Source organism: Ralstonia pickettii (genome assembly GCF_030582395.1).
In the GTDB taxonomy this organism is placed as follows: Bacteria; Pseudomonadota; Gammaproteobacteria; order Burkholderiales; family Burkholderiaceae; genus Ralstonia; species Ralstonia pickettii_D.
The window spans coordinates 734,259-746,730 of record NZ_CP104381.1 but is presented as its reverse complement, the minus strand read 5'-3'; the positions used below and the strand labels follow the sequence as shown (position 1 = coordinate 746,730).

The following is a 12,472-nucleotide window of genomic DNA, read 5'->3' as shown; positions in this document are numbered from 1 at the left end:
TCGAACCCGAACCAACCCGCAGCATCGGGCTGCCCCATGCATGCCCCCCAGGGCGAAGGCTGGCACGACGCGCAGCTCGATTTTTCAAAATCGATGAGCTATGGCGACTACCTCGCGCTCGACCAGATATTGAACGCACAACACCCGCGCTCGCCGGATCACAACGAGATGCTCTTCATCGTCCAGCATCAGACCACCGAGCTGTGGATGAAGCTGATGTTGCACGAGCTGCGCGCCGCGCGGGATTGCGTGCGCAATGACAACCTGCCGCCTGCGTTCAAGATGCTGGCGCGCGTGTCGCGCATCATGGATCAGCTGGTGCAGGCGTGGAACGTGCTCGCCACGATGACGCCGCCGGAATACTCCGCCATGCGTCCGCACCTGGGGCAATCGTCGGGCTTCCAGTCGTATCAGTACCGCGAGATCGAATTCATTCTCGGTAACAAGAACGCGGCGATGCTCAAGCCACATGCGCATCGCACGGAGCATTACCAACAGGTCAAGACTGCACTGGAAACGCCGTCGTTGTATGACGAGGCGGTGCGTTACATGGCGCGTCACGGCTTTGCATTCGATGCGGATTGCATCGAGCGTGACTGGTCACGGCCGGTCACCTACAACGCCTCGGTGGAAGCGGCGTGGCTCGAGGTCTATCGCGACCCGACGCACCACTGGGAGCTGTACGAACTGGCCGAGAAGTTTGTTGATCTGGAAGACGCGTTCCGACAATGGCGCTTCCGGCATGTGACCACGGTGGAGCGCGTGATTGGTTTCAAGCGTGGCACGGGCGGCACCGAAGGTGTCGGCTACCTGCGGAAGATGCTGGATGTGGTGTTGTTTCCGGAGCTTTGGAAGTTACGGACTGACTTGTGACTTTTGCTATTGGTCGATCTCTGGTTTCATCCCCTGCCGGGGCTGACTCACTTTCTTTGTCTTGCCAAAGAAAGTAAGCAAAGAAAGGCGCGCCCGAGATGGCGACTCACCCCTTGAATTTATGTCGCAGAGAGGGGAAGGGAAAAACTCGCTTCGCTCAGACAGTTTCCCTTCCTTTTTCCTCTCTGCAACAGAAATTCAAGGCGCCATCTAGGGCATCAACGGCCAAACCCTTCTCGCCGCCAGCGCTGGCGGCAAAACAGTTTCCGGGGATCTCTGAGCGGCCTACGCGGCGGGCTCAACCACTTGGCCGAGCCGTGCCGCGAACTCGCGTAGCGCGGGGGCCAGTTCGTCGCGGATGCGCTCTGCATCGGCGGACGTGTACGGCGCGCTGCAACTCACGACATACGGCTCGCGCTGGCTTGGCGCGAAGAACGCGACTGCGCATGCGTGGATAGCGGGATGCCAGTCGCGCAGCGATACGGCGTAGCCATTGCGGATGCCGGCTTTCACCGCGTCATCTGCGGCGGCCCCTTCTGCCGCCCACTGCGCCGGCTGCTGCGTGCGCAATGCTTCGTACAAGCGCTCACGCCGCGCGGCGGGCAACGAAGCCAGATACGCCCGTCCCATCGAACTCGACAGCAGCGACAGCCGCGAGCCCACGCCCAAGCCAGATGAACCGCTCATCGACGGGCTGTCGTGGCGGATCGTCTCCAGATAAACCATGTCCAGCCGATCACGCTTGCCCAGTGAGATCGACACGCCAAAGCGCTGTGCAAACGCGCTCATGTGTGGCCGCGCGAGCTGGATCACATCGCTGGAGGCCAGATAGGCAAACCCGAGTGCGAGCACACCGGCGTCGAGCCCGTATTTGCCGAGCGCGTCGTCATAACGCAGGTAACCGAGCGACACCAGCGTGCCAGCCAGCCGGCTGACGGTGGCTTTGGGAAAACCCGTGCGCCGGACGAATTCCTGGTTGCCGAGCAACGTGTCGCCAGGGCGGAATGCGCGCAGCAGTTCCAGCCCGCGCGCGAGTGCCGTGACGAAATTCGGGTCGCTCGACTCGGCGGGCGCCGTGTCGAATTCGGGATCGGGGAGACGGGTCGTGCTCATGGCAAAAAAGCCCTGGAAATCGTCGGTGGTTGCGCTATGATAGCCCTAAATTTCGAAACTGTGTTCCGTATATCGGAACAACAACGACTCGGAGACGACCGCTGTGACCGCTCGCAACGCCTTCAATTGGGCCGACCCCCTGCTGCTCGACCAACAACTGACCGACGACGAGCGCATGGTGCGCGACGCCGCCGCATCGTATTGCCAGGACAAGCTGATGCCGCGCGTGCTGGAGTCGTTCCGGCATGAAAAGACGGATGCATCGATCTTTCGCGAGATGGGCGAACTGGGCCTGCTGGGCCCGACGATTCCCGAGCAGTACGGCGGCCCCGGCCTGAACTACGTCAGCTACGGCCTGATCGCACGTGAAGTGGAGCGCGTCGATTCGGGCTATCGCTCGATGATGAGCGTGCAGTCGTCGCTGGTGATGGTGCCGATCTACGAATTCGGCAGCGAGGCGCAAAAGCAGAAGTATCTGCCCAAGCTGGCCACCGGCGAGTGGATCGGCTGCTTCGGCCTGACCGAACCGAACCACGGTTCCGACCCGGCCTCGATGATCACGCGCGCCAAGAAGGTCGACGGCGGCTACTCGCTGTCGGGCGCCAAGATGTGGATCACCAACTCACCCATCGCCGATGTGTTTGTCGTGTGGGCCAAGCTGCCGAACGACAACGGCGAGGACGAAATCCGCGGCTTCATCCTGGAGAAAGGCTGGAAGGGACTGACGGCGCCCGCCATCCACGGCAAGGTCGGCCTGCGTACGTCGATCACCGGTGAAATCGTGCTGGACGAAGTGTTCGTGCCGGAAGAAAACCTGATGCCGGGCGTACGCGGCCTAAAGGGTCCGTTCACGTGCCTGAACTCGGCACGCTACGGCATCGCGTGGGGCGCGCTGGGCGCAGCCGAAGCCTGCTGGCACATCGCACGCCAGTACGTACTCGATCGCAAGCAGTTCGGCCGCCCGCTCGCCGCCAACCAGCTCGTGCAGAAGAAGCTGGCCGACATGCAGACCGAAATCACACTTGGCCTGCAAGGCTGCCTGCGCCTGGGCCGCATGAAAGACGAAGGCACCGCCGCGGTGGAAATCACGTCGATCATGAAGCGCAACTCGTGCGGCAAGTCGCTCGACATCGCCCGCGTGGCGCGCGACATGCTCGGCGGCAATGGCATCTCGGACGAGTTTGGCGTGATCCGCCACGTGGTGAATCTGGAAGTCGTGAATACCTACGAGGGCACGCACGATATCCACGCGCTGATCCTCGGCCGCGCTCAAACCGGCATTCAGGCGTTCTTCTGATTGCGCTTTGTTTTTCCGGCGAGTTGGGGCACACTCGTGCACCACTCGCCACACCCGTGGCTGCACCTCTCGCCCGTCCTGGGCACCGTTGTTCTCCGCCCCTCCCGATATACCAATTTGCAAATGACCGGGATACGCTACGCCGCATGAATCGGCGGTAGCGCGCGTCTATGCTTCGGTCCAAGTGTCGGCGGATTGTTGGGCCGCACGCCCTCACACCGATAGAACGAGCGCGCAATCCACACGCAGAGTGCAGCGCCACGCGACAAAACCAATCGCGAGACAACGGTCTGGAGAATGCCGGCGCGCGTACGCAGGCACCCGTACCGATATCAAAACCAGAACAGGGCACCCTACGCGGACGACCAAGATCGGCCGGCGCGGAGTCCTGCCAGGAGACAAACCCACCATGGCTGAACAGTCCATTCCGTCGTCGACGGAACTTGGCGCCGCTGGCATCGCCGATGCGCGTGCCATTGATCGCTATTTCCAGATTTCTGCACGCGGCAGCACGCAAAAGCGCGAGGTCGTGGCTGGCATCACCACCTTCATGGCGATGGTCTACGCCGTATTTGTCGTGCCCGGCATGCTGGGCAAGGCCGGCTTTGACACCAGCGCCGTGTTCGTCGCGGTGTGTCTCACCACCGCCTTCGGTTCGCTGCTGATGGGCCTTTGGGCCAAGCTGCCCATCGCCATCGGCTGCGCAATTTCGCTGACGGCGTTCATGGCCTTTGGCCTGGTGCTGGGGCAAAAGCTGACGCCGGAAATCGCGCTCGGCGCCGTGTTCCTGATGGGTGTGGCCTTCACCGCCATCTCGGCTACGGGCGTACGCTCGTGGATTCTGCGCAACCTGCCTTCGGGCGTGGCACACGGCACGGGCATCGGCATTGGCCTGTTCCTGCTGCTGATCGCCTCCAACGACGTCGGCCTGGTGGTCAAGAACGCCGGTGCGGGCCTGCCCGTTGCTCTGGGCCACGTGACCGCCTTCCCGGTGATGATGTCGGTGCTGGGTCTGGCCGCGATCTTCGGCATGGAACGCCGTCGCGTCCCGGGCGGCATTCTGATCGTGATCATCGCCATCTCGGTCCTGGGGCTGATCTTTGACCCGGCCGTGAAGTTCACCGGCGTGTTTGCCGTGCCCTCCCTCGCCGCTGCAGGGCATGCCTCGCTGATCGGCACAATGGATATTCGCGGCGCACTCACGGCCGCCGTTCTGCCGAGCGTGCTGGCGCTGGTGATGACCGCCGTGTTCGACGCCACCGGCACGATCCGCGCCGTCGCCGGCCAGGCCGGGCTGCTCAACGACAAGGGCCACATCATCAACGGTGGTCGCGCGCTCACGGCCGATTCGATCAGCTCGATCTTCTCGGCGTTCTTTGGCGGGGCTCCCGCGGCCGCCTACATCGAGTCGACGGTTGGCGTGGCAGCCGGCGGTAAGACGGGCCTGACGGCTGTCGTGGTCGGCGTGATGTTCCTGGCCGTGATGTTCTTCTCGCCGCTCGCAGGTCTGGTGCCGTCGTACGCAACGGCCCCGGCGCTGATGTATGTCGGCTTGCTGATGCTCTCCAGCGTGAGCAAGCTGCACATGGACGACATGGTCGACGCGCTGTCCGGGCTGGTCTGCGCCGTGTTCATCGTGCTGACCTGCAATATCGTCACCGGCATCATGCTGGGCTTCAGCACGCTGGTCATCGGCCGCCTGGTAGCCGGCGAATGGCGCAAGCTGAACATCGGCACCGTGGCGATCGCGGCTGCGCTGGTCGCGTTCTACGTAGGCGGATGGGCGATCTGATCGCACACGGAACCGTCTTCACAAAAGACAAACCGGCCAGACCCGAAAGGGCTGGCCGGTTTTGTTTTGCACGGCACGACAAAAAACGCCCGGCACAAGGCCGGGCGGCAATCACACTACCAAGGAGACGGTCACTTGTTGGGCTGCGGCGTCAGGCGCAGATACGGGCGCAACGCCTTGTAGCCCTTCGGAAATTTCTGCTTGATGACTTCCTCATCCTTCAGCGACGGCACGATGACCACGTCATCGCCGTCCTGCCAGTTACCCGGCGTGGCCACGCTGTGGTACTCGGTCAACTGCAGCGAGTCGATCACACGCAGCACTTCATTGAAATTGCGCCCCGTCGATGCCGGATACGTAATCGTCAGGCGAATCTTCTTGTTCGGATCGATCACGAACAACGAACGCACGGTGAACGTCTCGCTCGCATTCGGATGAATCATGTCGTACAGCTGCGAAACCTTGCGATCGGGATCGGCAATGATCGGGAAGTTGACGCTGGTGTTCTGCGTCTCGTTGATATCGTTGATCCAGCCCTTGTGGGACTTGACCGAATCGACCGACAGCGCAATCGCCTTGACATTGCGCTTGGCAAATTCGTCCTTCAGCTTGGCGGTCAGGCCCAGTTCGGTGGTGCAAACGGGCGTGTAGTCGGCCGGGTGCGAGAAAAGCACGCCCCAGCTGTTGCCCAGCCACTCATGAAACTTGATGCGGCCTTCGCTTGAATCCTGCTCGAAATCAGGGGCGATATCGCCCAAACGTAGAGACATCGTGTCCTCCATACACAGGTTGGGAACCACTATAGCCAGATTGCCATCCAACCAAAACGACTATAAATTCACAACAACATCACTTTTCGTCATTAGGCCCGGCATTTGCTGACAACAAGGTGGAAGGCATGCGCACATTGCCGGACAATGACTGCGGTCTTGATCCATCGCAGCATGCGCAATGCGGGCGCTTGAAGTTTCGCAACGCCCACACATATGCTAGCGAATAAGCGCGCCGACATATTGACGATTGAACCACCCCGATAACGAGGACCCGACCATGACGAACACTTCCCCCAACCTGGCCGATTCCGTCAATAAGGAGAAACTGATGACCGACGTGAAGACTGTACTGTCCGACGCTGAAACCCTGCTCAAACAAGCTGCGTCCAGCAGCGGCGAAAAGGCCGCCGAGCTGCGCGAGCGCGGCATGGGCATGCTCCGCCAAGCCAAGGAAAAGGCGCAGGACCTGCAAGACGCGGTCGTCCACAAGAGCAAGGCTGCCGCCCGCGCCACCGATGATTATGTTCACGATCACCCGTGGCAAGCCGTGGGCGTGGCAGCTGGCGTGGGCCTGCTGATCGGCCTGCTGCTCAACCGCAAATAACCTGCCGCAGTCTTTCTGGCCGATGGCGCGCGCCTTGTGGGACGCGCCATCGGCCAGTTGCATTTCGGCGGCTCGATCCCGGGCATGGCGCGTGCTGTGTCTGGGGTGTCTCCGATCGCCTCGCACCCTTTCCACACCCCATGACCGACGACACCAGTCCAAAGCTGTTCGCTTCCTTGAAGAAACTGGCCGGCACGGTCGTCTCGATGCTGCAGACGCGGCTCGAACTGGCGAGCGTCGAACTGGCTGAAGAAAAAGAACGGCTGCTTGGCACCGCCTTCCTGGGCATGCTGGCCGTAAGCCTGATTGCACTGTCCATCATGACGCTGACGGCGCTGGTGGTCATCCTCTGCTGGGATACCTATCGCTGGCAGTCTCTGGCCGTCATGGCCGCGCTTTACGCGCTGGGCGCGGTGGCATGCCTTTGGAAGGTGCGCTCGCTGCTGCGCAACGCACCGCCACTGTTCGAGGCCACACTGGCTGAACTGGACAAAGACCGGGAGATCCTGCGCCGATGACTGACCCGACCGAACACGCGCCGTCGCCCGGCACCTCCGGCACTTCCATGAACGAACCCGCATCGAGCGCGCGCCATCACGTGCGGCCGTCACGCCGCAGCGCCGAAACGCGCCTGCCGCTGAGCGTGCGCAAGGAATTGCTGCTGACCCGCGCCGCGCTGGAGCGCTATGACTACGCCCAGGCGCGCAACGATGTGCATCGCGCCACCAGCCGCACCTTTAGCCTGGGCGGCTTCGGGGCACTGCTGCCCAGCTTGATCCGACCATTGGCCCGTCCGAACAGCCTGATGCGGACGTTGGGTATTGCACGTGAATATCCGCTGGTGGGCACCGCGCTGTCGCTCGCATATGCAGGGTTGCGCCGCACCGTCATCGGGCGCCTCACGCGCAAGCTGGGCAAGGTGGGGGTCGTGGCCGGAGCGGCCTGGTGGGCCTACAGGAAATGGCGGGAGGCGCAAGGCCAGGACACCGCCATCGCGCCCACGCGGACACCCGGTGCCGACGCGGACGAGATCATTCCTGGGAGCACTTCCTGAGGGCGAACCACGTAACAAAAAAGGCCGGAAAAGTCCGGCCTTTGTCGTTTACGCACTGCAGTATCAGCGCTCTTTCAGTGCAGCGGAATGGGATGACGCATGCGCTCCCACCGCCGGGCCATACTCTGGCGCAAACCCGACAGACCGTGCGCTTGAAGCGCGGGGCCGTTGTCGGGTTCAACGGTCGGCTCTGTCACACCACCGTCACGCACGACGCCGCGGCGGCCATGCCACATCAGCACGCCGCTGGCCGTCCAGCCGATCACGAACAGCGTGTCGCCAATGTGACTGAGCGACTTGGGGGACGTACCCGCATGAAAAATCGCGCTGAGCATATCGGGAGGCAACTCCGCGCAGATCCAGAGAAAAATGGCCGGCGCCGATGCAAAGACTCCCGGCTGCCACCATGGGTGGGCAACTTGCACTTTTTCGGTCTCCATGGCGCCCTCCATCGCTCTTTTTTAGTGATATTCCGATCCTATGCCGCGTCTGCGCAAATGGCGACCCGCCCGCCGCTGAATGGCATGTCGGATTCGTCCGACATCAGCCTTTGCTCAACGCATCGACGCTGATCTGTTTGGGCTAAGGGCGACTCCGCATGGGCACGTGGATGGCGTCACCACGCCGCAGCCGCACAGCGTCGGCCCAGAAGTATTCAGGATTACGGCTGAGGACCGCCCCACCCGTTCATATGCATAATGCATAAATTCGGCGCATTGATGCCGCACCGTCCGCAACACACTCGCCTCCATGCTGGCCGCCACCTCCCTTGAACGCCGCGATGCACGCTCCGGTGCCACGCTGCTGCAACCCGCCACGCTTGTTGTGCGGGCCGGCGACCGCATTGCCCTGACCGGGCCATCTGGCGGGGGGAAGAGCGTGCTGCTGCGCGCGCTGGCGCTTCTTGATCCGCTCGATGGCGGCCAAGTGACGTGGCAAGGCGAAGCGATCCACGTAAGCGCCGTGCCGGCGTATCGCTGTCACGTCGCATACGTGCGCCAACGCCCGGCGCTGCTGCCCGGCACGGTGGAAGACAACCTTCTGATGCCGTATCAGCTGCGTGCACGGCGCCACAGCGCGGCATTCGACCGTGACGCCGCCATCGCTCTGCTCGCCGGCGCGGAGCGCGACGCCAGCTTTCTTGAAAAAAATGCCAGCGATCTTTCCGGGGGCGAAGCGCAGATCGCCGCGCTGGTCCGCACGCTGCAGACCCACCCGACCGTGCTGCTGCTCGACGAGCCTACGGCGGCGCTCGACCCCGCCTCTGCTCACGCAGTTGAATCGCTGTTGCAGCATTGGTTTGCCCAGGCGCCCGAACGGCATGCATGGATCTGGGTGACGCACGATCCGGCGCAAGCGGAGCGCGTCGGCCGTCAGCATTGGCGCATGGCGGCGGGGCAGCTCAACACGGAGCCCGCACGATGAATGGCCAGGACTTGTCGCTTTCCGCCTGGCAGGTCGGCATTGCGGCCGCGCTGATTCTCGTGAATGGCGCGTTGTCGATTGGGCTGGGCCTCGGGCTCGAGCGACGCCTGGCGTGGGCGGCCGTGCGCACCGTCGTGCAATTGCTGGCGGTAGGTTTCGTCCTCGAATGGGTCTTCGCCCACGCGCATTGGGCGGTAGTGCTGGGCATCGTGGCTGTCATGACGCTGATTGCGGGGCACGCAACCGGCAGCCGCGGCGCGCGCAGTTACGCGGGCTTGCGGTTGGACGGCACGTTGTCGGTTTTCGGCAGCACATGGCTGATCGGCGCGATCGGGCTGGTGGCCGTGCTGCATGCGCGCCCGTGGTATGAGCCGCAATACGCCATCCCGATCATGGGTATGATTCTTGGCAACACGCTCACCGGCGTAGGCCTGGCGCTCGAGCGCATGACCGGCGAGCTGACTGCCACGCGCGACCAAGTGGAGACGGTTCTTGCACTCGGCGGCACGCGCTGGGAAGCGGCGCGCAACGCAGCACGCACAGCCGTACGCGCCGGCATGACACCGATCATCAACCAGATGACCGTGGTCGGGGTGGTGAGTCTGCCCGGCATGATGACAGGCCAGGTGCTGGCCGGGCAGTCTCCACTGGAGGCCGTGCGCTACCAGATCGTCATCATGTTCCTGCTGGCGGCCTCTTCAGGGTTGGGGACGGTCGCGGCGGTGCTGCTGGCGTATCGCAGGCTGTTCAGCCGCGCCCACCAATTGCTGAGTGCGCGCATCACGCAACGCGGCGGAGCGAAATAGCGTGCCGATCGCCCTGTCCTGCGGCCTGGTGCTGCTCAACGAAGATGGCGATGTGCTCCTCGCGCACGCCACAGAGACGCGCCACTGGGACATCCCCAAAGGTGCACCGGAGCCTGGCGAGGACCATCGCGACACCGCCCTGCGCGAGACGCGCGAAGAGACCGGCCTTGTGCTCGACAGCCACGCCCTGATCGAACTCGGCCGGTTTCCCTATCGCCGCGACAAGGAGCTGCATCTGTTTGCCGCGCGCCTGCGCCGCGCCGACGTCGCACTCGAGAGGCTGACCTGCACGTCGATGTTCCACAGCTATCACACCGGCCGCCTCATCCCCGAGATGGACGCGTACCGCTGGGCCACGGCGGAGGAGGTGCCGACGTATGCGAGCCAATCGCTCACGCGATTGTTTGCACAGACGTTGACGCTGGCGAGTATTGATGCCCGCCTCGCCGAGGCCGGGCTGTAGACGAACGGCGCTTAAACCGGCACGTCGCCTTCGATGGTCGTGCGATGCAGCGTGCGCCGATACTTGTCCGGGCAGCCGGGCGCAAAGTGGATGGTGGAGCGGTTGTCCCAGAACAGCATGTCACCAGGGCGCCACTGGTGCGTGTAGACGTTGTCGGCGCGGACGCTGTGGGCGAAGAGCTGCTCCAGCACGCTGGTGCTCTCGTCTTCCGGCAAGCCGATGATGTGCGAGGTGAAGCCTTCGTTGACGAAGAGCGCACGTTTGCCGGTTTCCGGATGCGTGCGCACAACGGGGTGATCGACCGGCGGAACGGCGTCGCGCTGCGCTTGCGTAAGCGGCGGACGCCAGGTCGACAGCGCGCGCAATCGCTCATAGCGGTACACATACGAATGCACCGCGCGCCGTCCTTCGATGATGCGCTTGAGATTGGCCGGCAGCGTTTCATAGGCGCGCACCATGTTGGCGAACAGCGTATCGCCGCCCTCTTCCGGCAGCTCGCGCGTGAGCAGCATCGAGCCGAGGCTCGGCAACGGCTTGTATGAGAGATCGGAATGCCAGTCGCGCCCCGCATCGCCCAGCCCGATTGGCTTACCGTTTTCGACCACGTTGGAGACGACGAGGATTTCCGGATGTCCGCTCAGATGGAACTGGTTCAACACATGAACCTGCTGCGGACCGAAGCGCCGGCTGAAGGCCACTTGCGCCTGCGGCGTGAATTCGACGTCACGGAACACGAGCAGACCGTCATGCGCGAGCCAGGCTTGGCGGATCGCGGCGATGTCGGCGTCAGACAAATCGGCTGCATCGCCCAGGCCCAGAACCTCTGCGCCAAGCGGCGCGTCGGGCAGACGGCGAATGTGGAATCGGGCGGTGTGAACGGCGGGGGCATCCGTGGCAACAACGGCGTCGGACATGATGTAAGCGCGCGGCAATAGACGAATTTCACATTACACTGCCCGCCGCGGTCGTGTGCCAACGAAGGAATGCGCAGATCGATAGGCGTTCAGCCGTAGATGGTGGCGTCAGGCAGGATGCCTTCCAGCGCGTAGCGGCCGATGGCGCGCAACTTGTAGTCAAGCGGGTCGTGCAGCGTATGTGTGCGCGCGTTGCGCCAGAAACGGTCCAGCGCCAGCGCGGCCTTGGTCGAACGTGCGCCCGTCGCCTCAAACAATTCCTGGGCGACGAACAACGCGGCACGATGTGCCAACACCTTGGCTTCGGCCGTGGCAAGCGAGACCTCGGCCCGCTCGTCGGCGCCGAGCGCGGCGCCTTTACGCCAAGCGCGGTCCAACCGTTGGATGGCGCGATCGGCCAGCGCTTCTGCAGCCAGCAATTGCACGCGCATCTCGCCAAAGCGGTGAATTTGGTAAGGATCGTCCGCCGCGCGCTCCACACCCGAGGTGATCCATGGCCGCGACGATTGCAGCGTGTGCTTGCGTGCCTCGTCCAGCGCGCCTGCGGCAATGCCGGTGTAGAGATTGACCAATACGTTCTGCGCGATACAGGAACGCAACGTTTGATATGGCGTGAGGACGGCCTCGGGGCGGACCAGCACTTCGTCTTCGCTGACCTGCACGTGCCGGAATTGCACAGACGCGCTGTCGGTCTGGCGCTGCCCGATCGGATGCCAGTCATCCCTCACCGTGATGCCGTAGCGCGCGGTCGGCACCACTGCGACAACGGGGTTGCCGCTGGCCGCATCGTGGGCAGACACGACCATCACGTCGGAGCCGAGCGTGCCGGAACAGAAACCCTTTTCGCCATCGAGCAGCCAACCGCTGCCCGAGCGCTGCGCACGCAGTCGATGATCGAGCGGATTGACAGCGTTGCCCCACCACCACCCCAGCTCAGCGGTCGGACGCAGGAAGCGTTCGCGTTGCGCGTCGGAGCCGTACAGATAGACGGTCGCGGTTTGCAGATATTGGAAAGCAATCAAATGCCCAAGCGAGCTGTCGACTGCGGCAATAGCGCGCACCGTGGCAAAGGCATCGGCCCAACTGACGCCGGCTCCGCCGTATTGCGTGGGAATCACCAGGGGCAGCAATCCGGCGCGTGCAATCGCCGCTTTCTCGTGCGCGGCATGGCCGCCGTGCTGGTCACGCTGCGCAGCAGTCGCTGCCAGCTCAGCCAGCAGTTGCGTCAGGTCTGGAAGTTGATGCAGATCGTCGAGCTTCATGCGTTTGCCTTGCGTCGGAGACGCCATCCGGTGCAGGCACTATACGGACGGCGCCTACCGCCTTGAAGGAAGCAATCCGCATACGCATATCCAGCG

14 protein-coding genes are annotated in these 12,472 nt (G+C 63.3%); 9 read left to right on the top strand and 5 right to left on the bottom strand.

The features are described from left to right. Positions 1-36 precede the first annotated feature (36 nt). A complete protein-coding gene (kynA, locus tag N5B55_RS03495) occupies positions 37-873 on the top strand; it encodes a tryptophan 2,3-dioxygenase (protein ID WP_369812425.1) in 837 nt (278 codons plus the stop codon). Positions 874-1,158: 285 nt separating this feature from the next. Here kynA and N5B55_RS03490 read toward each other — a convergent pair whose 3' ends face one another. Continuing rightward, positions 1,159-1,986 (bottom strand): IclR family transcriptional regulator, encoded by an 828-nt coding sequence (locus N5B55_RS03490; RefSeq protein ID WP_154208292.1) that lies wholly within the window; start codon positions 1,984-1,986, stop codon positions 1,159-1,161. A 103-nt stretch (positions 1,987-2,089) separates the two neighbouring features. Between N5B55_RS03490 and N5B55_RS03485 the strand changes: the two genes are divergently transcribed. Both N5B55_RS03485 and N5B55_RS03480 read left to right on the top strand, forming a co-directional pair. Then, positions 2,090-3,283 (top strand): acyl-CoA dehydrogenase, encoded by a 1,194-nt coding sequence (locus N5B55_RS03485; protein ID WP_178959736.1) that lies wholly within the window; start codon positions 2,090-2,092, stop codon positions 3,281-3,283. Positions 3,284-3,692: 409 nt separating this feature from the next. Further along, positions 3,693-5,075, top strand: a complete 1,383-nt coding sequence (locus N5B55_RS03480; protein WP_304539161.1) for an NCS2 family permease — start codon at positions 3,693-3,695, stop codon at positions 5,073-5,075. Between the two features lie 131 nt (positions 5,076-5,206). On the opposite strand, the gene N5B55_RS03475 is transcribed toward N5B55_RS03480, so the two are convergent. Beyond that, complete coding sequence (locus N5B55_RS03475; protein WP_304539160.1) at positions 5,207-5,845, bottom strand: peroxiredoxin; 639 nt, start codon at positions 5,843-5,845, stop codon at positions 5,207-5,209. Between the two features lie 280 nt (positions 5,846-6,125). Here N5B55_RS03475 and N5B55_RS03470 point away from each other — a divergent pair, with 280 nt between their 5' ends. The 3 genes from N5B55_RS03470 (at position 6,126) to N5B55_RS03460 (ending at position 7,506) form a co-directional block, all read left to right on the top strand. After that, positions 6,126-6,452 (top strand): DUF883 family protein, encoded by a 327-nt coding sequence (locus N5B55_RS03470; protein WP_009238780.1) that lies wholly within the window; start codon positions 6,126-6,128, stop codon positions 6,450-6,452. Positions 6,453-6,592: 140 nt separating this feature from the next. Then, the gene (locus N5B55_RS03465) at positions 6,593-6,970 is read left to right on the top strand and encodes a phage holin family protein (protein ID WP_065857134.1); all 378 of its coding nucleotides are present in this window, start codon (positions 6,593-6,595) and stop codon (positions 6,968-6,970) included. After that, positions 6,967-7,506, top strand: coding sequence for a DUF3318 domain-containing protein (locus tag N5B55_RS03460; protein WP_304539159.1), 540 nt, complete (start codon positions 6,967-6,969; stop codon positions 7,504-7,506). The genes N5B55_RS03465 and N5B55_RS03460 overlap by 4 nt, the downstream gene beginning before the upstream one ends. Before the next feature lie 74 nt (positions 7,507-7,580). On the opposite strand, the gene N5B55_RS03455 is transcribed toward N5B55_RS03460, so the two are convergent. After that, positions 7,581-7,946: a hypothetical protein gene (locus N5B55_RS03455; protein ID WP_304539158.1), complete on the bottom strand. Its 366-nt coding sequence runs from the start codon at positions 7,944-7,946 to the stop codon at positions 7,581-7,583. 310 nt (positions 7,947-8,256) lie between these two features. On the opposite strand from N5B55_RS03455, the gene N5B55_RS03450 reads away from it, so the two are divergent. Genes N5B55_RS03450 through N5B55_RS03440 form a run of 3 tightly spaced genes read left to right on the top strand, consistent with a single transcriptional unit; the run spans position 8,257 to position 10,200 of the window. Further along, positions 8,257-8,931, top strand: a complete 675-nt coding sequence (locus N5B55_RS03450; RefSeq protein WP_304539157.1) for an ABC transporter ATP-binding protein — start codon at positions 8,257-8,259, stop codon at positions 8,929-8,931. Continuing rightward, on the top strand, positions 8,928-9,737 hold the full coding sequence (locus tag N5B55_RS03445; protein ID WP_178959731.1) for an ABC transporter permease: 810 nt from the start codon (positions 8,928-8,930) through the stop codon (positions 9,735-9,737). The genes N5B55_RS03450 and N5B55_RS03445 overlap by 4 nt, the downstream gene beginning before the upstream one ends. A gap of 1 nt (position 9,738) precedes the next feature. Continuing rightward, positions 9,739-10,200 carry an NUDIX domain-containing protein gene (locus N5B55_RS03440; protein ID WP_304539156.1) on the top strand — a complete coding sequence of 154 codons (462 nt, stop codon included), beginning with the start codon at positions 9,739-9,741 and terminating at the stop codon, positions 10,198-10,200. An 11-nt stretch (positions 10,201-10,211) separates the two neighbouring features. Here the strand turns inward: N5B55_RS03440 and N5B55_RS03435 are convergent, their stop codons facing one another. Next, a complete protein-coding gene (locus N5B55_RS03435; protein WP_304539155.1) occupies positions 10,212-11,114 on the bottom strand; it encodes a TauD/TfdA dioxygenase family protein in 903 nt (300 codons plus the stop codon). Between the two features lie 89 nt (positions 11,115-11,203). Further along, positions 11,204-12,376, bottom strand: a complete 1,173-nt coding sequence (locus N5B55_RS03430; RefSeq protein ID WP_178959728.1) for an acyl-CoA dehydrogenase family protein — start codon at positions 12,374-12,376, stop codon at positions 11,204-11,206. Positions 12,377-12,472: the final 96 nt, after the last annotated feature.